The organism is Streptomyces sp. NPDC007875 (genome assembly GCF_042868035.1).
Lineage (GTDB): Bacteria > Actinomycetota > Actinomycetes > Streptomycetales > Streptomycetaceae > Streptomyces > Streptomyces antimycoticus.
In genome coordinates, this window is sequence record NZ_JBIADZ010000003.1 from 477,878 (window position 1) to 499,913 (window position 22,036).

Annotated in this window: 17 protein-coding genes and 1 pseudogene; 15 read left to right on the top strand and 3 right to left on the bottom strand. The window is 69.3% G+C overall.

Annotated elements, in window-relative coordinates; all coding sequences use genetic code 11:
• Positions 1–227: 227 nt before the first annotated feature.
• From istA to ACFYOY_RS08915, 4 genes and pseudogenes are all read left to right on the top strand, one after another.
• Positions 228–1,874, top strand: a pseudogene (gene istA, locus ACFYOY_RS08900) (IS21 family transposase).
• Entirely contained in the window at positions 1,871–2,668 is a 798-nt protein-coding gene (istB, locus tag ACFYOY_RS08905; protein WP_351897375.1) for an IS21-like element helper ATPase IstB, read from the top strand. The pseudogene istA and the gene istB overlap by 4 nt, the downstream one beginning before the upstream one ends.
• Positions 2,669–2,747: 79 nt before the next feature.
• Positions 2,748–3,467 (top strand): leucine-rich repeat domain-containing protein, encoded by a 720-nt coding sequence (locus ACFYOY_RS08910; RefSeq protein ID WP_351897381.1) that lies wholly within the window; start codon positions 2,748–2,750, stop codon positions 3,465–3,467.
• Between the two features lie 523 nt (positions 3,468–3,990).
• Positions 3,991–6,240 (top strand): hypothetical protein, encoded by a 2,250-nt coding sequence (locus tag ACFYOY_RS08915; RefSeq protein WP_351897386.1) that lies wholly within the window; start codon positions 3,991–3,993, stop codon positions 6,238–6,240.
• A gap of 44 nt (positions 6,241–6,284) precedes the next feature.
• Here the strand turns inward: ACFYOY_RS08915 and ACFYOY_RS08920 are convergent, their stop codons facing one another.
• Entirely contained in the window at positions 6,285–7,241 is a 957-nt protein-coding gene (locus tag ACFYOY_RS08920; RefSeq protein ID WP_351897390.1) for a hypothetical protein, read from the bottom strand.
• Positions 7,242–7,539: 298 nt separating this feature from the next.
• On the opposite strand from ACFYOY_RS08920, the gene ACFYOY_RS08925 reads away from it, so the two are divergent.
• The 10 genes from ACFYOY_RS08925 (at position 7,540) to ACFYOY_RS08970 (ending at position 17,943) form a co-directional block, all read left to right on the top strand.
• The gene (locus ACFYOY_RS08925) at positions 7,540–9,711 is read left to right on the top strand and encodes a HAMP domain-containing protein (RefSeq protein ID WP_388585804.1); all 2,172 of its coding nucleotides are present in this window, start codon (positions 7,540–7,542) and stop codon (positions 9,709–9,711) included.
• A gap of 10 nt (positions 9,712–9,721) precedes the next feature.
• Positions 9,722–11,245 (top strand): poly-gamma-glutamate synthase PgsB, encoded by a 1,524-nt coding sequence (gene pgsB, locus ACFYOY_RS08930; RefSeq protein ID WP_351897394.1) that lies wholly within the window; start codon positions 9,722–9,724, stop codon positions 11,243–11,245.
• Complete coding sequence (locus ACFYOY_RS08935; RefSeq protein WP_014056460.1) at positions 11,242–11,724, top strand: poly-gamma-glutamate biosynthesis protein PgsC/CapC; 483 nt, start codon at positions 11,242–11,244, stop codon at positions 11,722–11,724. The genes pgsB and ACFYOY_RS08935 overlap by 4 nt, the downstream gene beginning before the upstream one ends.
• Before the next feature lie 21 nt (positions 11,725–11,745).
• Entirely contained in the window at positions 11,746–12,807 is a 1,062-nt protein-coding gene (locus ACFYOY_RS08940; protein WP_351897402.1) for an NlpC/P60 family protein, read from the top strand.
• Between the two features lie 114 nt (positions 12,808–12,921).
• Positions 12,922–13,359, top strand: coding sequence for a Fur family transcriptional regulator (locus tag ACFYOY_RS08945; RefSeq protein WP_351897407.1), 438 nt, complete (start codon positions 12,922–12,924; stop codon positions 13,357–13,359).
• Positions 13,360–13,392: 33 nt separating this feature from the next.
• On the top strand, positions 13,393–15,621 hold the full coding sequence (gene katG, locus ACFYOY_RS08950) for a catalase/peroxidase HPI (RefSeq protein WP_351897413.1): 2,229 nt from the start codon (positions 13,393–13,395) through the stop codon (positions 15,619–15,621).
• Positions 15,622–15,842: 221 nt separating this feature from the next.
• A complete protein-coding gene (locus ACFYOY_RS08955; RefSeq protein WP_351897418.1) occupies positions 15,843–16,253 on the top strand; it encodes a sortase-dependent protein in 411 nt (136 codons plus the stop codon).
• Positions 16,250–16,864: a class F sortase gene (locus tag ACFYOY_RS08960; RefSeq protein ID WP_388585724.1), complete on the top strand. Its 615-nt coding sequence runs from the start codon at positions 16,250–16,252 to the stop codon at positions 16,862–16,864. Before ACFYOY_RS08955 ends, ACFYOY_RS08960 begins: the two co-directional genes overlap by 4 nt.
• Before the next feature lie 85 nt (positions 16,865–16,949).
• Positions 16,950–17,441, top strand: a complete 492-nt coding sequence (locus ACFYOY_RS08965; RefSeq protein ID WP_014056466.1) for an RNA polymerase sigma factor — start codon at positions 16,950–16,952, stop codon at positions 17,439–17,441.
• The gene (locus tag ACFYOY_RS08970) at positions 17,425–17,943 is read left to right on the top strand and encodes a hypothetical protein (RefSeq protein WP_351897426.1); all 519 of its coding nucleotides are present in this window, start codon (positions 17,425–17,427) and stop codon (positions 17,941–17,943) included. Before ACFYOY_RS08965 ends, ACFYOY_RS08970 begins: the two co-directional genes overlap by 17 nt.
• 39 nt (positions 17,944–17,982) lie before the next feature.
• Here the strand turns inward: ACFYOY_RS08970 and ACFYOY_RS08975 are convergent, their stop codons facing one another.
• Together ACFYOY_RS08975 and ACFYOY_RS08980 are read right to left on the bottom strand one after the other, a co-directional pair.
• Positions 17,983–19,578, bottom strand: a complete 1,596-nt coding sequence (locus tag ACFYOY_RS08975; RefSeq protein ID WP_351897431.1) for a cation acetate symporter — start codon at positions 19,576–19,578, stop codon at positions 17,983–17,985.
• A complete protein-coding gene (locus ACFYOY_RS08980) occupies positions 19,575–19,970 on the bottom strand; it encodes a DUF485 domain-containing protein (RefSeq protein WP_351897436.1) in 396 nt (131 codons plus the stop codon). The genes ACFYOY_RS08975 and ACFYOY_RS08980 overlap by 4 nt, the downstream gene beginning before the upstream one ends.
• Positions 19,971–20,508: 538 nt before the next feature.
• Between ACFYOY_RS08980 and ACFYOY_RS08985 the strand changes: the two genes are divergently transcribed.
• Positions 20,509–21,897, top strand: a complete 1,389-nt coding sequence (locus ACFYOY_RS08985; RefSeq protein WP_388585728.1) for an OFA family MFS transporter — start codon at positions 20,509–20,511, stop codon at positions 21,895–21,897.
• Positions 21,898–22,036: the final 139 nt, after the last annotated feature.

A 22,036-nucleotide genomic window follows, 5' to 3' on the forward strand; every position in this document is an offset into this window, starting at 1 on the left:
GCGCGGACCAGATGGCGGTGGAGTTGTCCGAAGTCGTCCGCCGCGACTCGGTCACCAGCGAACGGAGGGTGCGGACCCGCAGTGGCTTTATTCACCAGTAGTGCCGTCGGTTGTTCACGGATTTGGGAGGCACCCAGATCCACGGTCGGGTGATGTTCACGAGTTTCGACAGCACCGAGGTACTTGCCAAGGCAGCATCGGGATGCTCCTGGTGAAAGGTCCTGGTCATGCCGCAGATGTCCAAGGTCGAGCTGTACGCGGCGATCCGGCGTGATCACCGTGCCGGCATGAAAATGCGCGAGCTTGAGCGCAAGTACAACGTCTCGTGGCGGACCGTGAAGAAGGCCGTGGACTCGGTCTGGCCGGAGCCGCGGAAGAAGCTTCCGCCACGGCCGACTGCGCTGGATCCGTACAAGCCGGTGATCGACGAGATACTGCGGACGGACCTCGACGCACCGCGCAAGCAGCGCCACACGATCACCCGGATCTTCCACCGCTCGTCGAGGAACATTGCGCCGACGTCTCCTACCAGATGGTCCGGCGCTACGTCTCCGACCGGAAGCCGGAGATCCTCGCGGCCTCGGGCAAGGCCCCGGTGGAAGCGTTCGTGCTACAGACCCACCTGCCCGGCCACGAGGCGGAGGTCGACTTCGGTGACGTGACCGTGCGCCTGGCCGGCGAGCTGGTGACCTGCTACTTGTTCTCGCTTCGCATGTCCTACTCGGGCAAGGCCATCCACCGGGTCTTCGCCTCCTGCGGCCAGGAAGCCTTCTTCGAAGGACACGTGCACGCGCTCCGCACGCTGGGCGGTGTCCCGCGAAGCAAGATCCGCTACGACAACCTGAAGTCGGCCGTCTCCCAGGTGCTGGGGCTGAACCGGGCCCGGGTGGAGACCGACCGGTGGATCGCCTTCCGCTCGCACTTCAACATCGAGAGCTTCTATTGCCGCCCCGGAATTGAAGGCGCCCACGAGAAGGGTGGGGTCGAAGGGATGATCGGCTACTTCCGCCGCAACCACTTCACACCGGTCCCGGAAGTCGACTCTCTCGCCGAGCTGAACGAGATGGTTAACCAGTGGGACCTGCACGACGGGCGCCGGAGGATCGGCTCGCGGCCGCGGACCGTCGACGAGTACTTCGCCGTCGAGCAGCCGCTGCTGATGCCGTTGCCAAAGGAGCCCTTCGAGACGGGCCGGCTGTTCACGCCGCGGGTCGACCGCTACAGCCAGATCAATGTCCGAACCAACCGTACTCGGTCCCGACCCGTCTGATTGGCAAGCGGGTGCGTGTTGTGCTGCATGCCTCTCACCTGGTGGTTTACGACAGGAATCCCGAGGTTGCCCGGCACGAGAGGCTGATCGCGAAGGGCGGCTGCCGCCTGGACCTGGACCACTATCTCGAAGCCCTTATCCGCAAGCCCGGCGCGTTCCCCGGCGCCACGGCCCTGGAACAGGCCCGATCCGCGGGCAATTCACGCCGGTCCACGACGCCTGGTGGGCCCAGGCCCGCAAGATCCACGGCGAGCGGGACGGCACCCGGGCGCTGATTGAAGTCCTGCTGCTGAACCGTCACCTCGCCCACGAACACGTCGTCGCGGGCTTGGCCACCGCCCTGCGGGCCGGCGCCCTGACCGCCGATGCTGTCGCCCTAGAGGCCCGCAAAGCCGCCCAGGCGGAGGACGAGCCGACCGTCGGCGCATCCACCATCCCGGGGCTGCCCGGCCAGACTCCGGCGACCGTCACGTCGCTGCACGAGTGGCGCCTCGCGCACCTCCCGCCGGACACCCGACCGCTGCCGTCGGTGACCCCCTATGACCAACTGCTCCGATGCCGCCGCACCAGCGGCGGCGACCGCCATGAGGGAGAAGCACCGTGACCACCCTGCCCCGCCAGCGAGGCTTGACCGAGCAGGCCGCCGACGCCGCAATCGACACCGCCTGCCGCCTGCTGCGGCTCCCGTCGATCCGCAACGAGTTCAACGAGATCGCCGACCGGGCGATCAAGGACCAGATGACCTACCGCGGCTTCCTCGCCGAACTGCTGATGACCGAGTGCGACGACCGGGCCCGACGCCGTTCGGAACGACGGATCAAGGCAGCGGGCTTCCCACGGGAGAAGTCCCTTCGGGCCTTTGACTTCGACGCCAACCCGAACGTCGACGCCGCCACGATCCACACGCTGGCCAGCTGCGAATGGATCAAGAAGAGCCAGCCCCTCTGCCTGATTGGCGACTTTGGAACGGGCAAGTCCCACATGCTCATTGCCCTGGGCACCGAGGCGGCCATGAAGGGCTACCGCGTCCGCTACACCCTGGCCACGAAGCTGGTGAACGAGCTGGTCGAGGCCGCCGACGAGAAGCAGCTCAACAAGACCATCGCCCGCTACGGCCGCGTCGACCTCCTCTGCATCGACGAACTCGGCTACATGGAACTCGACCGGCATGGCGCCGAACTCCTCTTCCAAGTGCTGACCGAGCGCGAGGAGAAGAACAGCGTCGCGATCGCCTCCAACGAGTCGTTCGGCGGCTGGACCAAGACCTTCACCGATCCACGCCTCTGCGCGGCCATCGTCGACCGCCTCACCTTCAACGGCACCATCATCGAGACCGGCACCGACTCCTACCGACTCGCCAGCACGCGCGCACGCACTGAACATGCCGAGGCTGGCTGATCTCATTCCGAACTGGCTGCCTGTCCCGAAGCCCCCGGCGAGAATCGAGGCCCAAGACCACTGACGAAGGTGAGAGGCCGTGAGGCACGCACTGAACCTTTGGCGTCAGGAACTCGGAGAAGTGCCCGACTCGGTCTGGCAACAGACCGAACTCCGCGTGCTGATCCTTGCCGACAACCGACTTACGGCCCTCCCACCAGGGATCGAACGACTGCACCGGTTGATGACCCTGGACCTGGGCCACAACGCGCTCACGTCGATTCCCGACGAGCTGGGCATGCTGACGGAGCTCAGCGACTGCCTCTACCTGCACGACAACCAGCTGTCACGGATTCCGGACGCCGTGGGAAATCTGACCAGGCTGCGATACCTCAACATCGGCGAGAACTCCCTCACGACCCTTCCCGAGGCCATCGGGAGGATGACCAGCCTCATCGAGTTCAGGGCACAGCACAACCAGCTGACCACGTTGCCCGATTCCATCGGCCGGCTCCGCAACTTGCGTGAGCTCTGGCTCCGAGGAAACACGATCGAGCACTTGCCGCCGTCGACCGCTGAACTGCACGAACTTCGTCACCTGGACCTGCGCGAGAACTCCGTGGCGGAGCTGCCGTCGTCACTGGCCGGCCTGCCACGGCTGCGTCAGATCGACCTGCGGAGCAACCGCCTCAGCCGGTTGCCGGGCTGGCTCACTCTGCTTTCATCGCTGGAGAAGCTGGATCTGCGATGGAACGACATCGATCCCTCACTGCCACTGCTGACCGAACTCGAGCGACGGGGATGCGTCGTGTTGACATGAGCGAGACGACACGCGATCTCTCACAGCGGTGTCGTCATTTCTCGTGAACATCCATGAGCGAGTTGATCATTAAATGCTGCTCAAACTCGTCAACAAACGCTGCTGCTGAAGATGAACGAAGCCACCCGCAGGGAGAGGCGTCGCGAGGGGCCACGGATGGCTAAGCGTGGCTCCTCCGCATGGGGTCTTTCGGCGGTCACCGGCTCCTCCTGCCGGGGAAGGGGAAAGATCATTTCCCCTGGCCTTGGCGGATCGGTGAATTCCATAGGGATGTGGGCCGAATTCACTGTGGCCGCGCGAGCGCCGGGCGCGGCCCGGCCCTCGCGCCGAACTTCGCGCGCTCGGTTAACGCCTCAAAGCGGCGCTTTTCGGCCACCTTTGGTCCGTACCTGGCAGTGATCTCTTTCGGTGGCGAACCTGTGGGGCGTAAAAGTGCCACCTGATCGCCCGTCACGTCGACCCTGCTGTGCCCTTCATGTTGTCCCCCGTCACATTGATCCACCGTCAAGGAAGGATCCGCCTCATGTGGTACCGACGGATCAGACAGAACGCAGCGCACCGCGCCGGAGCGCGCGGCGGCGCCCGCGCCCTGGCGTCCGGCTGTGTCCTGGCCGCCCTCGGGCTGGCGGCGAGCCCCGCGCCCGGCGCCCTGGCCGCCCCCGTTCCGGTGCGAGGGGCCGCCACGGCCGCGTCCGCCGTGCCGGTCGCACCCGAGACGACGGCCCACACCGTCACGCTGGTCACCGGCGAGCGGGTCACGCTCCGCGCGGACGGGAGCGTCGTCGTGGCGCCGCGGCCGGGTGCCGAAGCGGACTATGTCACCCGGCGGTTGGACAACGATGTCTTCGTCATTCCGCTGACCGCGCTGCCGTACCTGGGCCGCACCCTGGACCCCGCGCTGTTCAACGTCTCCGCCCTCGCCGAGGCCGGTGCGACCACCACCCCGGTGCGGGTCGAGGCCGCCGCGGGCGCCACGGCACCGCCCTCGGGCCCCGCCTTCGGCGCGGCGCTGGCGCAGCAGATCGGCGCCGAGGCGGCGAAGGGATCCGTGGGTGAGGGCCCGCTGTTCGGCGGCGTCACCTCCGTCGCACCGGCGGTCGCCGCCGACGGCGTACGGGACACCCCGCGTCCATCGGCGCGGGCGGACCACCCGGTGAAGGTCACCGTGCTCGGTACGGACGGCAAACCCCTCCCGGGCACCACGTCGTTCGCCCTGGCCAACGCCGACGACGCCGCCCTCTACCAGGAGCCGTTCCTCGATGCCGTGGACGGCGAGACGCGGGTCGAGGTCCCCGCGGGCCACTACACCGCCATGGTCTCCGCCCCGGCCTTCGACAGCGCCGGCGAGCCGGCCGGTGTGCGCATGGCCACCGCCGAGTTCACCGTCCCCGACGGCGGCACCGGCACCGAGGCCGTGCTCGACCTGCGCAAGGCGACCGAGCGGGTCACCTTCTCGACCCCGAGGCCGGCCGAGGAACACCAGCTGATCCTCCACTACCTGCGCCAGGACGCGAAGGGCGCGGTGGCGGTCAACGGCGGCGTCGGCGTCTCCGGCGGCTCGCCCGTCCAGGTGCAGCCCTCCAGCCGCCCGGTCACCACCGGCGACCTGCGCTTCAACGTGTACACCCACCGGAAGGCGCCCGCTGACGCGGCCACGCCCTATTCCTACGACCTCAAGCTGGCCAACCCCGCCGGCACGATCGCGAAGAACCAGCACTACAAGGTCACCGGACGCCAACTGGCCACGCTGCGCACCAACTACCACAGCGATACACCGGGCCGCGCCCAAGAGGTCGCGCGCCTGATGTACCTGCCGTACGAGACCAGCGGCGAGGCGCTGTCCGAGCCGTTCAAGACACCGGCGCGGCGGACCGAGTACGTCGGTGGCTCCGCCGGTGCCTCCTACGCGGACTGGCTCAAGGCCGGGGAGCGGCGCTTCGTGTCCCAGGAGCAGCCCCTTGTGCCCGGCCGGACCACTACGGTCGACTGGCTGCGCGGCCCGCTGGTCCCGGGCTTCACCGAGCCCGCGCGGGGCGCCGCCGCGGACGAGACGTGGTACTGCGCGGCGTGCCGCAAGGGCGACGCCCTCACCTTCTCCCTGGCCACGGCCACGGTCACGGACTCCGCCGGACACCACGTCCTCGCGGTCCCGTCCGACATCACCTCCTCGCACTTCGCGGTGGTCTCCGGCGACACGACCCTGTACGAGGGCGACGGCGTCCCCGGCGGTGTGCTGACCGTGCCGCCCGAGCAGGCCCCGTACACGGTGGTGTACGACCAGACCAGGACGAACGGCGACTTCCGCCAGTCGCTGACCACGCACACCGAGTGGACCTTCGCCTCGGGGCACTCGGGCGGCCGGACCGTGCCGGACAACTGGACGTGTGTGTCGGAGGCGGGCGAGTACGACGGGCCCGCCGAGTGCTCGGCGCTGCCGGTCGTCGTTCCGCACTACCGGCTGGACGCCGGGCTGGACGGTACGAGCCCGGCCGGTGACGGCCATCTCGTCGTCGGCTTCGGGCATGTGCCGGGCGTGGTGGCCCCGCCCGCGGTCACCAAGGCGAGGGTCGAGGTGTCCTTCGACGACGGTGAGCGGTGGACCGCGGCGTCCATCACCGCGATCGGCAAGGGCCGGTTCCGCGCGGACTGGACCACTCCGGACTCGGCGGCGGGCCGGGACGCGTCCCTGCGGGTCACCGGGACCGACGCGGACGGCAACGCGGTGACGCAGACGGTGAAGAGCGCGTTCACCGTGGCCGCGGGCGAGAGCTGAGGCCGCGGACCGGAGCCGGGCCGCGGGCGAGAACCAGCCCGCGCTCAGCTGTCCTTCGCCCACCGGGCGGTCACCGTGCCGATGGCCGCCGCCGCATGCCGGATCCCCGTGTCGCTCGCGCGCACCGACCGCGCGAACTCGATGTGCAGGAACGGCACATGGTCGGCGGCGGCCCGGCGGCCCTGGACGTTGTCGCGGCCCTCCAGGGGGCAGCCGCTGGCCCAGGCGCGGCAGACGGTGAAGTGCCGTGCCGTCAGGGCGGCCGCGAGGCGGCGGGCGTCCACGCGGCCCGCCGAGCCCGTGCCGGTGGAGGCGACGGCGTCCCGGCCCGGCGCCGAGTCGTCGGCGAAACCGTGGACCTGGACGCCGGGCAGACCGCGCCGGGCGAGCTCGTCGCAGACCGCGTCGAAGACGGAGTCCGTACGGTGGGCGGCGTCCGCGGCATCGTCCTCCCCGGCTCTGCGGTGGGCGCCCGCGAGCACCAGGACGCCGCCGGGGGAGTCCAGGAGTACGCGCGCGCCGAGTCGTTCGGTGTCCGCGTCGGAGACCGGGTGCGGCACCTGGACCGACCAGCGGGCGGGCGCGGAGAGGTCCACGTAGACCCGGCCCCAGCCGCGCGGGGCGGGTCCGTCCTCGGTGCGGTCGGACAGTTCGGCGTAGCGGCGGCCGGTGCCGGTGTCGGTGAGCGTACGGAGCCGGAAGCCGGCGTCGGCGAGCGGCGGGCGGGCGCGGTCCGGGTGTCCGTCGAGGATCAGGCCCACCGCGTCGGCGACGGCCCGGCGTTTCGCGCGGTGTGGCTGCCGGTAGCCGGAGCCGGGGCCGAACCCGGCCGTGAAGTCGGTGATCCTGCGCTCCAGCGGGACCTCGGGGGCATCGGCGCCGTCCGAGGCGGGACCTCCGCCCGACCGGCCGATCGTATGCGCGCTCAAGGCCGCCAGGAGCAGTCCGAACGCGACCGTGACAGCCGCCACGGTGATCGATTTCGCTCGTATCTCCGCCATGACCGTCTCATCGTAACGACCCCTCTTACGAGGGCATACCGGGATGAAGCGGGCGAAGAATGGCCTACAGGTGAACGACTGGCAAAGAAGGGAAGACCGTCGTTTGCCCAGCCTTGGTCGTAACCAAACTGGTTTTCTCGTTATTTCTCTAAGATGTGCAACCCTTTGATCGGTTTGGCTGTCTGACGGTCCGGATCGCACTCGAGTGCGCTCTGTGTGGTGTGAGTTGCATGAGAGGAGCCCATCCGTGGCCGCTTCGCGCTCGAAGCGGCGGCACAAGGTCCGCCGAAGGGCCGACATGTCGCTTGTGGGGGGTATTCGGCCGCCCATAGCGGTGCTGTCGGTTCTGCTCCTCTCCCTCGCGGGAATCACCGCCCTCACCCTGGGCAAACCGGACAACGCCCTGGTCCCCAAGGCGGTCCTGACCTCACAGCAGTACGTCGCCGAGGACGGCGCCATCGCGCTGCGGGCGTCCCTGGATGAGTCGGTCACCGATCTCACCGGCACCGCGACCCTCTTCAACGAGGGCCGGCCGGTCTCCGCCGACACCGTCCTCGACAAGGTCGGCAACGTCTACCAGAAGTGGCGCGGTACCGCCGTCATCGAGATCAAATCGGGCAAGATGCTCGCCGCCCGCGGCGAGAACGTCCCGCTGACCGCGCTCGATCTCACCAAGCTCTCCGGCAGCGACGGGCTGGACCCGCGCATGGTGCGCCTGGAGAACGGCCAGACCCGGCTGATCATCGTCGCCCTGCTGTCCTGGAAGGGCCGGCCACAGCAACTGCTCGTCGCCTCCAGCACCCTCAGCTTCCCCGGCGTCGACCTCGGCCCGGGCCGCGCCATCGGCGTCGTCGACTCCACCGGCCATCTGCTCTCCAGCCACGGAGCCCTGGACAGCGAGCGGGCGAGGAAGCAGCTCACCTCGTTCGCCAAGGCCGCCGCGCGCAAGGGCCGGCAGCACCCCGTCAAGGCCAAGGAGCCCGGCGCGGGCGGCTACACCGGCGTCAGCGGCCACCTCACCGGGGGCGCCGCCAAGGACGTCCGTACCGTCGGCGGCTACGCCACGCTCGCCGCCCCCCAGGCCGGTGGCGCCACCACCGCCAGCAGCCTCGGCCTGACCGTCGTCACCGAGGTCGACGTCTCCGCCAAGGTCTCCCAGATCACCCGCCCCGCCTTCGGCGTGGCCGCCGCCGGCGCCCTGCTGGTCATCGGCGGGCTCGCGGTGATCGTGCTGCTGGGCACCGTGCAGCGCCCGCTGATCCGGCTGTTCCTGGAGAGCCGCCGCCTCACCCGCGGCGACCTGGCCCGCCCGGTGAGTGTGCCGAGGGCCGGCGAGGCCGCCCGGGTGGGCGCCGCCCTGGAGCGGCTGCGCCGGCAACTCCAGGGCGAGCCCGCGGACGTCGAGGGACCGGCCGTGCGCAAGGGCCTGGGCGCCCGCGCCCTGCTCGCCGTCTGCGCCGTCCTGCTGCTCGTCTGGTCGGTCCCGCTGATGCTGCTGCTCAACCGCGCCGACTCCGCCGTCAAGGTCCCGGTCCAGATCGTCCACGACCAGAACTCCCGCACCATCACCCTCAGCGACCGGGTCCGCCGTGCGCTCAACGAGGGCCACGCGGATCTGTCCGCGGTCGCCGCCCTGATCGGGGACCGCACCACGCCCGAGGGCATGAAGAAGGTGCTGGAGCGCACCATGCAGGACCACGACCGCTATGAGTCGGTGTACGTCCTCGGCGCCGACGGCGAGATCCTGGCGCGAGCCGGCCACTCCCCGCACCACGCGGACGGCAAGGCCCCTTCCAAGCAGGCCCTGGAGGTGACCGGCGAGGGCGGCAAGAAGCCCGTCGTCACCGCCACCGCCCAGGCACCCGGCCGGGGCGGCGCCGCCGTCGTCGGCGAGTTCCGCATCGAGTTCGTCAACGCGCTGCTGGGCCGCCAGGGCATGGGCGAGGTCCGCGTCGTGGACGCCAAGGGCCGGGTCATCGGCGGCGACTCCGGTTACATCGCCTTCGAGAAGGCGCCCTCGCACCTCAACTCGCTGCTCGCCACCAAGCAGGCGCACGCCACCGTCCAGCGCGGCGGCACGGTGCGGGTCGCGGCCGTCGCGCCGTTCAGCGGCGGCGGCGCGGCCAAGTCGCTCCAGTGGTCCCTGGCCAGCTGGCAGCCCGCATCCAGCCTGGCGATCCCGGAGTACAGCCTGCAGAACCGGACCGTACTGGCCGGACTGCTGGGGCTGACCGCCGCGGCCGCCTGCCTGGGCTGGCTGCACATCGTCGTCGTACGGCCCCTGCGCGCCCTGGCGGGGCTGGCCGAGGCGCTCGCCGCCGGCGACCGCAAGACCGTGCTGTTCCCGCGCCACCACGACGAGGTCGGCGCCGTCGTCCGCAGCCTGGAGCTGATCCGGCAGCAGCTCCAGGGGCAGCCCCGTAAACGGGACGGCGGCAGCCGGACCCCCGCCGGAGTCGGAAGGAACTGAGGCTCTCACCGTGCTCTTCCTCTACACCGTGCTCGTGGTGTGCGAGGCCGTCCTGCTGATCGCCGGCATCGTCGAACAGCGGCGGCACCAGACCAACCTCGACATGATTCCCACCCGGGTCCTGGTCAACGGCATCCGCGGCAAGTCCTCCATCACCCGGCTGTGCGCGGGCGCCCTGCGCGGCGGTGGTCTGACCACCGTCGCCAAGACCACCGGTACGGCGGCCCGCTTCATCCACCCGGACGCCACCGAGGAACCCGTCTACCGGAAGTTCGGCATCGCCAACGTCGTCGAGCAGATCGGCATCGTGCGCCGCGCCGCCGCCTACAGCCCGGACGCGCTCGTCATCGAGTGCATGGCGGTCATGCCGGCGCTCCAGGAGATCAACCAGTCCAAGCTGATCCGCTCCACGATCGGCGTGCTGTGCAACGTCCGCGAGGACCACCTGGCCGAAATGGGCCCGACGCTCGATGACGTGGCGCGCTCGCTGTGCCGGTCCATGCCCGAGAACGGCATCTGCGTCACCGCCGAGCAGGACCGCTTCGACATCCTCCAGGAGGAGGCGGACGCCCGGAACTGCCAGTTGATCTACGCCGACCCCAAAACGGTCAGCGACGAGGAGCTCCGCGGCTTCAGCTGGTTCACCTTCAAGGAAAACGTGGCCATCGCGCTCACCGTCGCCGAGCTGGTGGGCGTCGACCGCGAGACCGCCCTGCAGGGCATGTACGACGCCCCGCCGGACCCCGGTGTCCTCTCCGTCGAGCGGTACGCCACCGAGGACGGCAAGAAGCTGCGCTTCGCCAACGTCTTCGCGGCCAACGACCCCGAGTCGACGCTGATGAACATCAACCAGCTGCTCGACCTCGGCGCCATCCACCGCCCGCTCAACGTCGTCATCAACTGCCGTCCCGACCGCGTCGAGCGCAATGGCCAGATGGGCGAGATCATCCCCGACCTCGACCCGGAGCAGGTCTTCGTCATCGGGCATCCGGCCAAGTCCGCCATCGACGCCATCCCGGCCGAGTACCGGGACCGGGCGGTGGACCTCGGCGGCGACCGCCGGGACCCCGAGGAGTTCATGGCCGAGCTGCTTGGCCATCTCGGCCCCGACTCCTCCCTGGTCGCCATCGGCAACATCCACGGCCAGGGCGAGCTCCTCCTGGAGCACCTCGCCGAGCTGCCGGCCGACGACAGCGCCGAGGACGCACCGGCGGCCCCGGCGGCCACGGAGGCCGACGAGCGCCCTGTCGAGTACGTGGACACGATCCAGCTGTACGCGCCCCGCCTGGACCCCTACCAGCGGTACCCGGAGGCGTACGAGAGCCGGTACGCGTCCCAGGCGCACGTACCGCATCAGCGCACCTCCGAGCAGCCGCACCCGCGGCAGACCCAGGGCTCCCGGGAGCCCTGGCCCGCGGTGGCACCCGCCCCCCGGTCCCCGCAGCCCCGCGGCCTGTTCGAGCCGCGTGTCCCGCCCGCCCCGCCCGCCGACGACTCCCAGCAGGGGCAGAACCCAGGAGAGCAGCACCGTTGATCCCCGCCGTCCTCACCCCTGAGATCGCCGCCATCGGCATCGCGATCGGGCTGCTCTTCTCGCTGGTCTGCTATCTGACCACCAATCTCTCGCCCGGCGGCATGATCACCCCGGGCTGGCTGGCGCTGACCCTCGTCGAGGATCTGCAGCGGGCCGCGATGGTGGTCGGCGTGACCGTGCTCACGTACGTGGGCACGCTGCTGATGCAGAAGTTCGTGATCCTCTACGGCAAGCGGCTGTTCGCCGCGGTCGTGCTGCTCGGTGTGACGCTCCAGGCGACCGTGATGATCATCCTGTCGCTGGAGTTCCCGCTGATGTACGCGAACCAGACCCTCGGCTTCATCGTCCCGGGACTCATCGCCTACCAGCTGGTCCGCCAGCCCAGGGGGGCCACGCTGCTGTCCACCGGGTCGGTGACGCTGATGGCCTATGTCGTCCTCACCGCCGGAATCCTCCTCGGCGTCATGCCGTCCGCCTGACCCACGACCGGAGCCGATCCCATGCCACCCAAGAAGAAACGCCCCGTCCTGCACGCCGCCACCGTGCTCGCGCTGCTCGGTGCCAGCGGCTATCTGACCGTGGAGCTCAGAAAGGACGAGCAGGCCAAGACGCCCGCCACGCAGGCGGTCATCGACGAGCTGAATCTGGAAGGCGGCACCGGCCGGCCGGGCGGCAAGCAGACCTGGGAGCGGCTGAAGAACCCCGCGCGCACCATCCTGCGCGGTGAGAACGGCCAGATCCTCGCCACCTTCACCGACCGCGCCCGCACTGCCACCCTGCGTGGCCCCTCGCGCACCTTCAGCGAGCCCGCGAACACCAAGTCCAAGGTGATCACCGAGGACTGGGTGCGGCTGATGCCGGAGCCGTGGACCCAGGGCGCCGAGAAGGAGCAGTGGTTCAAGAGCTGGTTCAAGGAGAACTACGGCAGCAAGAAGGAAGACCTCTTCGCGATCGCCTTCCAGTATGTGCAGGGCGCGCCGGTCAAGAAGGACGCCCAGGGCATCCCGTACGCGGGCGACGCGGTCTTCGGGCCGTTCAAGGCGGACGGTGTGGACCGTCTGGAGCAGAACGACTTCTACGACTACCTCGGCATCTCCTACACCTTCCGCAACGGCACCACGCTGGCCCCGCGCCAGGACCGCTACCGGGCGCTGGACTGCTCCGGCTTCATCCGCATGGTGATGGGCTACCGTGGCCGCTACCCCCTGATGGCGACCAACGCCCTCGGCGACGGTCTGCCGCGCACCGCCGACGGCATGGCCCGCTCCAAGACCGGCGTCGATGTCATCAAGATGCAGGGCCCTGCCCCCTGGTACACCCGGCCCACGAACATCGACGTTCTGCAACCCGGTGACCTGCTGTTCTTCAAGATGGATCACCGCACTGGCAACCATATGGACCATGTCGCGCTCTACCTGGGGCTGGACACCGACGGCCACCGGGTCTTCGTCTCCAGCCGCAAGGAGCAGAACGGCCCCACCATCGGCGACAACGGCGGTGTCTCCCGTATCGACGGCAACGGCTTCTACGCCGGGCTCTTCCGCAGCGCCAAGCGCCTCTGAGAGCCCGCGAGGAGAAAACACTCGAAAATCGGGCAAAACTTTTCCGCGTTGCGGCAGACTTTAACGCCTCGTTTCCTTGTAGCGTTCGCGTTTATGCGGGTAGGTTCTAGCGCCATGACCGCATCCCAGACTCCGACCACTGCCGAGGAGCTGCGCGGTGCCGGCCTGAGGGTGACGGCCGCCCGTGTCGCGCTGCTCGAAACCGTCCGGGAAGGTGACCACCTCGGCGTCGAGGCGATCGCCTCCGGGGTACGCGATCGCGTCGGCCACATCTCCCTTCAGGCCGTGTACGAGGCCCTCCACGCGATGACCGCGGCGGGCCTCGTACGCCGCATCGAACCGGCCGGCAACCCCGTCCGGTTCGAAGGACGCGTCGGGGACAACCACCACCACGTCGTGTGCCGGTCGTGTGGTGCCGTCGCCGATGTCGACTGTGCCGCCGGTGAGGCGCCCTGCCTGACCGCGTCCGACGACCACGGCTTCTCGATCGACGAGGCCGAGGTCATCTACTGGGGCCTGTGCTCCGACTGTTCCACCGCCACGAGTTCCTGAGCACCATGATCCGCCCAGCTTGGAAGGATTCCCATGTCCGAGAACCATGAGGCAATCGTCACAGACGCGAAGACGGAGGAGGCGGGAGGCTGCCCGGTCGCGCACGAGCGCGCTCCGCATCCGACTCAGGGGGGCGGCAACCGTCAGTGGTGGCCGGAGCGGCTCAATCTGAAGATCCTTGCCAAGAACCCGGCCGTGGCGAACCCCCTGGACGAGGGGTTCGACTACGCGGAGGCGTTCCAGGGGCTCGACCTCGCGGCGGTGAAGCAGGACATCGCCGAGGTGCTGACGACCTCGCAGGACTGGTGGCCGGCGGACTTCGGCCACTACGGCCCGTTCATGATCCGTATGGCGTGGCACAGCGCGGGCACCTACCGGATCAGCGACGGCCGTGGTGGCGCGGGCGCCGGTCAGCAGCGCTTCGCCCCGCTGAACAGCTGGCCGGACAACGGCAACCTGGACAAGGCGCGCCGTCTGCTGTGGCCGGTGAAGAAGAAGTACGGGCAGGCCCTGTCCTGGGCCGACCTGATGATCCTCACCGGCAACGTCGCCCTGGAGTCCATGGGCTTCACCACCTTCGGCTTCGGCGGCGGGCGCGAGGACGTCTGGGAGTCCGAGGAGGACGTGTACTGGGGCCCGGAGAGCACCTGGCTCGGGGACGAGCGCTACACCGGTGACCGTGAGCTGGAGAACCCGCTCGGCGCCGTGCAGATGGGGCTGATCTACGTCAACCCGGAGGGCCCGAACGGAAACCCGGACCCGATCGCGGCGGCCCGCGACATCCGTGAGACCTTCCGCCGGATGGCGATGAACGACGAGGAGACGGTCGCGCTGATCGCGGGCGGCCACACCTTCGGCAAGACCCACGGCGCGGGCCCGGCCGACCACGTCGGCGCGGACCCCGAGGCCGCCACCATCGAGGAGCAGGGCCTGGGCTGGCGGAACACCTATGGCACCGGCAAGGGCGCGGACGCCATCACCTCGGGCCTGGAGGTCACCTGGACCACCACGCCCACCCAGTGGAGCAACAACTTCTTCGAGAACCTCTTCGGCTACGAGTGGGAGCTGACCAAGAGCCCGGCCGGCGCCCACCAGTGGCGGCCGAAGGACGGCGCGGGCGAGGGCACGGTGCCGCACGCCCACGACTCCTCGAAGAAGATCGCCCCGAACATGCTCACCACCGACCTGGCGCTGCGCTTCGACCCGGTCTACGAGCCGATCTCCCGCCGGTTCTACGAGCACCCCGACCAGTTCGCGGACGCCTTCGCCCGCGCCTGGTTCAAGCTGACCCACCGTGACATGGGCCCCAAGTCGCTGTACCTGGGCCCGGAGGTCCCGGCGGAGACCCTGCTGTGGCAGGACCCGCTGCCGGAGGCCGAGGGCGAGGTCATCGACGCCGCGGACATCACGGCCCTCAAGGCCAAGCTCCTCGACGCGGGCCTGAGCGTCGCCCAGCTGGTCTCCACGGCGTGGGCGTCGGCCTCGACCTACCGCGGCAGCGACAAGCGCGGCGGCGCCAACGGCGCCCGCATCCGCCTCGAGCCGCAGCGCGACTGGGAGGTCAACGAGCCCGGTGAGCTCGCCACCGTGCTGCGCGCCCTCGAGGGCGTTCAGCAGGAGTTCAACTCCGGTGCCGGTGCGAAGAAGGTGTCGCTGGCCGACCTGATCGTGCTCGGCGGTGCCGCCGCCGTGGAGAAGGCCGCCAAGGACGCCGGATACGACATCGAGGTGCCCTTCACCCCGGGCCGTGTCGACGCGACCGAGGAGCAGACCGACGCGGAGTCCTTCGTCGCGCTGGAGCCGACCTCCGACGGGTTCCGCAACTACGTCGGCAAGGGCAACCGGCTGCCGGCCGAGTACCTGCTGCTCGACCGGGCCAACCTGCTGACCCTGAGCGCTCCGGAGATGACCGCCCTCGTCGGCGGCCTGCGGGTGCTGGGCGCCAACTACCAGCAGTCGGCGGACGGTGTCCTCACCGAGACGCCCGGAGTGCTGACCAACGACTTCTTCGTCAACCTGCTCGACATGGGCACGACGTGGAAGGCCACCTCGGAGGACCAGAGCACCTTCGAGGGCCGTGACAGCGCCACCGGTGCGGTCAAGTGGACCGGCACCCGGGCCGACCTGGTCTTCGGCTCCAACTCCGAGCTGCGGGCGCTCGCCGAGGTCTACGCGAGCGATGACGCGAAGGAGAAGTTCGTGAAGGACTTCGTCGCCGCCTGGGTCAAGGTCTCCAACCTCGACCGGTTCGACCTCGTCTGACACACCTGAGCACGACGTCCAGGCCGGCCCGCACGGGCCGGCCTGGACTTATTTCTGTCCGCAGTTCCGCCCGAATGCCAGCCCGTCCTTCATCCCGGACAGGGCCGACCGACACACTTTGCCAGCTCTTTACAACGCGCCGTGCCGCTGCCTCGTCTCTCCGCTCGATCCGTAACCCAGCCCGCGAAGTGGCGGGCGGACCGACGAAAGAGAGCGATTCCATGCGCCGAACCGTCCTGAGCGCGATGACACTCGCGTGCACCGCCGTCCTGGTGAGCACCGCGCCCGCGTTCGCCGACGAGAAGACCCCGGCCCCCCGCGACCCCTCGTCCGCCGCGGCCCCCGCCCAGAGCGCGGAACCCACCCGCGGCCCGGCCGCCAGCCCGGTCCCGAGCCAGAAGCGGACCCGGCCGGGCGCCGCCACCCCGGCCCCGAAGGAGGAGCCGACCAAGACGCGGGACCGCGGCCAGGTCGGCGTCATCCCGAGGGGCGCGCCGAACACCGGGGTGACGGCCAAGTCCTCCGGCTCCGGGACCGAGGGCCAGCTGATCGGCGGGGGCGCCGCCGCGGCGCTCGTCGCGGGCGGCGCGGCGGTCTTCGTCGTCCGTCGCCGGCGGGCGACCGGGGCATGACCCCGTTCTCCAGGCGCGCGTTCGCCACGGCGGCGATGGCCTCGCTGCTCGTGGGCTGCGGCGGCCACCCGGCCCGGCAGACCACGGCCGCACCAGGTTCCGGGAGGACGTCACCGCCTTCCCCGACCCCCGTGAAGGCGGCGCGTCCCCTGGGGCGTTCGGTCCCGGTCCGGCTGCTGATCCCGGCCATCGACGTCGACACCCCGGTCATGCGGCTGGGGCTGGCGCCGGACGGAAGTGTGCGGGTGCCGCCGGTCACGGAGCACGACCAGGCGGGCTGGTACCGGCACTCGCCGACACCGGGGCAGGTCGGCCCGTCGGTCATCCTCGGCCATGTCACGGTCGGCGCCTACGGTGACGGGGTCTTCCGCCACCTCGCGCGACTGCGCCGGGGCGACCGGGTCGTGGCGCGCCTGGAGAACGGCACGGCGGCGGAGTTCGCCATCAGCGCCGTGCGGACGGTGGCCAAGGCGGACTTCCCGGCGGACGACGTCTACGGGGACGTGGACCGCCCGGAGTTGCGGCTGATCACCTGTGGCGGCCCCCGCTCCGGCGACGGCTACCTCGATAACGTGATCGTCTTCGCCGAGCTGACCTCCGCCGGCTCCTGACCCACCCCTGGATCCCGGGCCCACGGAACCCACACCGGCGGCCCGGGGTCTTCCCCTCCGAGTGCCATCACGACCATGGAGCGCGTTGAAACGGTCCCGTGACAGGGCGGCGTCCGAGCTGTTCGCCGCCCTCTACCCACGCCTCGCCGGCTGGTGCCGCCGGCTCGTCGACGACGACGAGACGGCCCATGAGATCGCCTCCGAGGCGTTCACCCGGCTCTGGGCCCGCTGGACGTCCGTGGAGGAGCCCCGTGGCTTCCTCTACGTCACTGCGGCCAATCTCGTCCGGGACCACTGGCGCAAGATGGAGCGCGAGCGCAAGGCCATGCGCCGGGCCACCTCCGAAGCCGCCCTCCGCCCCCACGCCGAACAGTCCGACCCGTCGGTACGCCTGCTCGTACAGTCGCTGCCGGAACGACTGCGCGTTCCGATCCTGCTGCACTACTACGCTGACATGCCGATCCGGGAGGTGTCCGTACTGACCGGGCGCAAGGAAGGAACCGTCAAGGCCGACCTCCACGCGGCCAGAGAACTGCTCCGCGTCCACCTGAGGAGAAGCCTTGACCCCACACTTTGACGACGGCCCGGAGCTGGAACCCGACGACCCCCTCGCGGTGATCCTGCGGCCCACCTCCGACTACCTCGGCCCGCCCCCCGGCCGGTACGAGGCGATCCGCCGCGCCGCGGCCCGCCGCCGGCTGCTGCGCACCGCGGCCGGGGTCGGTGTGTCCTGCGCCGTCGCCGCCCTCATCGCGCTGCCGCTGCGTCTGACGGCGCCCGAGACACCCGCCCGCCCGACGGTGCCGCTCGCCCCGCCGCCCGCGACGGGCCGTACGGCGCCCCCGCTCCCGTCGGCGCCCGCCGGTCGTCCCTCGGCGTCGCCCACCCCGTCGGCGCCGTCCAAGGCCCCGGAGCAGCGCGCCACCCGCGGGCCCCGAGGCGAGACGGCAGGTCCCCGGGACAGCGAGGACGTCCCCCTCCGCCGGCGGTCGACGGCACCGAGCCTCTCGGCGCGGGCCGAGCCGTCGGAACGCCGGAGGGGCGCCCTCACCACCCCCGGCACCATCCGTCGGCCGTAGGCGGCCCCGAGCGGGGCCGCCCGGAGCGGTTCGTCCGGCTTACGCCTTCGAACCGATGCCGGTCAGCGACCGGACCTCCATCTCCGCCTGCTTCTTGGAGTCGGAGGAATCCTTGCTGAAGACCGTGCCGAGGAATCCGCAGAGGAAGGAGAGCGGAATCGACACCAGGCCGGGGTTGGTGAGGGGGAACCAGTGGAAGTCCACGCCCTTGATGATCGACGTGGAGCTGCCCGAGATCGCAGGCGAGAAGAGGATGAGCACCAGGCCGGACCCCAGGCCGCCGTAGATGCTCCACAGCGTCCCGGTCGTGTTGAACCGCTTCCAGAACAGCGTGTAGAGGATCGTCGGCAGATTGGCGGACGCGGCGAGCGCCAGGGCCAACGACACCAGGAAGGCCACGTTCTGGCCGTTGGTGACGATGCCGCCGAGGATGGCCATGAAACCGATCACGAGCGCCGTCAGCCGCGCGACCCGGATCTCCGAGCGCGGGTCGGCCTTGCCGTTGCGGATCACGTTGGCGTACACGTCATGGGCGAACGAGGCCGAGGCCGCCAAGGTCAGCCCGGCCACGACCGCGAGGATCGTCGCGAAGGCCACCGCGGAGACGACGCCCAGCAGCATCGCGCCGCCGATCTCGAAGGCGAGCAGGGGAGCGGCGGAGTTCTCGCCGCCCGGGGCGTTGACGATCCGGTCCGAGCCGACCAGCGCGGTGGCGCCGTACCCGACGATCAGGATCGACAGGTAGAAGATGAACATCGACCAGGAGCACCAGACCACCGAACGCCGGGCCTCCTTGGCGTCGGGCACGGTGTAGAAGCGCATCAGCACATGCGGCAGGCTGGAGATGCCGAGGACCAGCGACAGGGACAGCGAGACGAAGTCGAGCTTGGTCATCGCGTTCTCGCCGTACCAGCCACCGGGGTTGAGCAGATCCGCGCCCAGCGAGCTGTTCTGCGCCGCCTGATCGAGGATCGCCGAGAAGCTGAACCCGAACTTGCCGAGCAGGAACACGCTCATGAAGGTCACGCAGATCAGCAGCAGGCCCGCCTTGATGATCTGCACCCAGGTCGTGCCCTTCATGCCGCCCACCAGGACGTAGAAGACCATGACGAGGCCGACACCGGTGATGATGAGGGCCTGCCCGCCCTTGCTGTGCACATTGAGCAGCAGGGCGATCAGACCACCCGCACCGGCCATCTGGGCGAGCATGTAGAAGAACGTGATCACCAGGGTGGAGTTGGCCGCCGCCGCGCGCACCGGGCGCTGCCTCATGCGGTAGGCCATCACATCGCCGACCGTGAACCGCCCGGTGTTGCGCAGCCGCTCCCCGACGAGCAGGAGGGCGACCAGCCACGCCACGAGCCACCCCACGGAGTAGAGGAACCCGTCGTAGCCGTGGACGGCGATCGCCCCCGAGATGCCGAGGAACGAGGCCGCGGAGAGGAAGTCGCCGGACAGGGCGATGCCGTTCTGGACGCCGGTGAAGGCGCTGCCCGCGGCGTAGTAGTCGGAGGTCGTCGAGTTTCTGTTGGTGGCCTTGTAGACGACGAACAGCGTGATGATGACGAAAGCGAAGAAGACGCTCAGGTTGATTATCGGGCTGCCGGTCGTGCGGGCTGCGATCTGCAATGTCATTCCTTGCCGACTCCCGCCAGCTCGTGGATCGTGTCCACCTGCGGGTCAAGTTTCTTGCGCGCGAAGCGCCGGTACGTCAGGACGATCGCCATCGTCGATACGAACTGCAGCAGGCCGAAGACGGTGCCGGTGTTGACCGCGCCGAACAGCTTGCGGCTCATGAAGTCGTGGTCGTAGGCCGAGAAGAGCACGAAGGTCATGTACCAGCACAAGAAGAAGGCGCTCATCGGGAAGATGAACCAGAGCAGTCTCCTGCGGAGAAGTTTGAACTCCGGGCTCTGCTGAATCGCCTCGAAATCGGGCTCCCCGATGTCGTCACCGCGATCGGCGAACCCCGTTCCGGTGGCCCGCTCGAAAGGCAAGGAAGCGGGCGGTCGCACCGATTTATTCATGGTTTTCTCCGGGGTGTTTCTGACGAGGCGTCGGTTCGGAGCGCCCGCGCTAGAGCGATAGATGGTGAGGGCGACCGGCGGGCCCTTGACGCCGCAAGTGTAGTGAGGCGCCGGACACAGTCAACGCCGCCCCCTGCTCTCAGTGGTGCAGGTGGGCGGGTGTCATGGTATGCATCGGGCTTCGGCGCCATCTCGAATATGGCGGGAGTGGTCGCTGAACCAATACTTTGTCTCTCCTTCCCGTGTTGTCCATTTTGACTTGGTGTCAGGTTGACGGTGGACGCTCAGGGTTGCGTCTTGAGGACATTTCGGGACCCGGCGTTGTGTCCCAAGTGTCGCCACTGGTAGAACCTCACCTCGGGTAGGACGTCCCATCGTGCGTGAGCATGAGTGCTGTGAGCGTGCCGCTGTGCAGTGAGTCTGCCACTGGCATATGACGGCAGCCCCGTGCTCGCCACTGCCTCCCCCGAGGTGTTTGGATAGGTTCAGGAATGCAGTCTGCGGGGGTGCTCTCAAGAAGCCGGAGGTAGGTTGATCTGTGGGTTTCCTCGATCGCTCTCGCATCATCGCAGGGGCGGGGTGGAATCGTTGGCTGATTCCACCGGCGGCGCTTGCGATCCACTTCTCCATCGGCCAGGCGTACGCCTGGAGCGTCTTTAAGATACCTCTGGAAGATTCCCTAGACATCTCGGGGACGGCTAGCGCCCTCCCGTTCCAGATCGGCATTCTGGTGCTCGGGCTCTCTGCCGCGTTCGGGGGAACGCTGGTCGAGAGAAAAGGCCCGCGCTGGGCCATGTTCGTCTCGCTCGTGGCCTTCTCCACCGGCTTCCTGGTCGCCGCCCTCGGCGTCGCCACGCGCAATTACTGGCTGGTCGTTCTCGGCTACGGCGGTATCGGCGGGGTCGGGCTCGGCATCGGGTACATCGCGCCGGTGTCCACCTTGATGAAGTGGTTTCCGGACCGGCCGGGCATGGCCACCGGTACGGCGATCATGGGGTTCGGCGGCGGCGCGCTGATCGCCTCCCCCTGGTCGACGGAGATGCTCAAGGCGTTCGGCAGCGACACCAGCGGCATCGCGAAGACGTTCCTGGTACACGGCCTGGCCTACGCCGCCTTCATGTCGCTGGGCGTGGTGCTGGTGCGGGTGCCGCCCGAGGGCTGGCGGCCGGCCGGCTGGACGCCGCGCGACGACGCGGGGAAGCGGCTGGTCACCACCGCGAACGTATCGGCGAAGAACGCGGTGCGGACGCCCCAGTTCTGGCTGCTCTGGATCGTGCTGTGCATGAACGTTACTGCTGGTATCGGGATCCTGGAGAAGGCCGCCCCGATGATCCAGGACTTCTTCCAGGAGACGGCCAGCCCGGTGAGCGCGAGCGCCGCCACCGGCTTCGTCGCGCTGCTGTCCCTGGCCAACATGGCCGGTCGCTTCGTGTGGTCCTCGGTCTCCGACGTGGTCGGCCGGAAGAACATCTACCGCCTGTACCTGGGCGCCGGTGCCCTGCTCTACCTCACGATCATGCTCGAAAAGGACAGCAGCACCGCGCTGTTCGTCGCCTCGACCATGGTGATCCTGTCGTTCTACGGCGGTGGATTCGCCACCGTTCCGGCCTACCTCAAGGATCTCTTCGGCACCTACCAGGTCGGCGCGATCCACGGCCGGCTGCTGACCGCGTGGTCGGTCGCCGGAGTCGCCGGACCGCTCATCGTGGACTCCATCGCGGATTCCGCGCATGAGTCCGGGGACACCGGCCCGGCCCTCTACACCTTTTCGTTCACTCTCATGATGGGGCTGCTTGTCATCGGCTTCATCGCGAACGAACTGGTGCGTCCGGTGAATCCGAAGTTCCACGAACCTGAGCCGGCGGCCCGGGCGGAGTCGGCGTCCCCGGAGGAAACCCCCGACCCCCTTCCGGCAGAGAGGCGGTAAGCCGGTGACTGACGCAGACAGCCCTTCGCCGGACGTGGCCAAGACGGGTTCTCCCGTGGTCATGGTCGTGGCATGGCTGTGGGTAGCTGTGCCGTTTCTGTACGGTCTTTACCAACTGGCCGAGAAGAGCAGCAAGTTG

What these genes read in the sequence shown, in the direction of transcription:
- ACFYOY_RS08915 (WP_351897386.1), top strand. Translation starts at nt 3,991, where the DNA reads ATGTGGTACCGACGGATCAGACAGAACGCAGCGCACCGCGCCGGAGCG.
- ACFYOY_RS08920 (WP_351897390.1), bottom strand. Translation starts at nt 7,241, where the DNA reads ATGGCGGAGATACGAGCGAAATCGATCACCGTGGCGGCTGTCACGGTC.
- ACFYOY_RS08925 (WP_388585804.1), top strand. Translation starts at nt 7,540, where the DNA reads ATGTCGCTTGTGGGGGGTATTCGGCCGCCCATAGCGGTGCTGTCGGTT.
- ACFYOY_RS08940 (WP_351897402.1), top strand. Translation starts at nt 11,746, where the DNA reads ATGCCACCCAAGAAGAAACGCCCCGTCCTGCACGCCGCCACCGTGCTC.
- ACFYOY_RS08945 (WP_351897407.1), top strand. Translation starts at nt 12,922, where the DNA reads ATGACCGCATCCCAGACTCCGACCACTGCCGAGGAGCTGCGCGGTGCC.
- katG (WP_351897413.1), top strand. Translation starts at nt 13,393, where the DNA reads ATGTCCGAGAACCATGAGGCAATCGTCACAGACGCGAAGACGGAGGAG.
- ACFYOY_RS08955 (WP_351897418.1), top strand. Translation starts at nt 15,843, where the DNA reads ATGCGCCGAACCGTCCTGAGCGCGATGACACTCGCGTGCACCGCCGTC.
- ACFYOY_RS08960 (WP_388585724.1), top strand. Translation starts at nt 16,250, where the DNA reads ATGACCCCGTTCTCCAGGCGCGCGTTCGCCACGGCGGCGATGGCCTCG.
- ACFYOY_RS08975 (WP_351897431.1), bottom strand. Translation starts at nt 19,578, where the DNA reads ATGACATTGCAGATCGCAGCCCGCACGACCGGCAGCCCGATAATCAAC.
- ACFYOY_RS08980 (WP_351897436.1), bottom strand. Translation starts at nt 19,970, where the DNA reads ATGAATAAATCGGTGCGACCGCCCGCTTCCTTGCCTTTCGAGCGGGCC.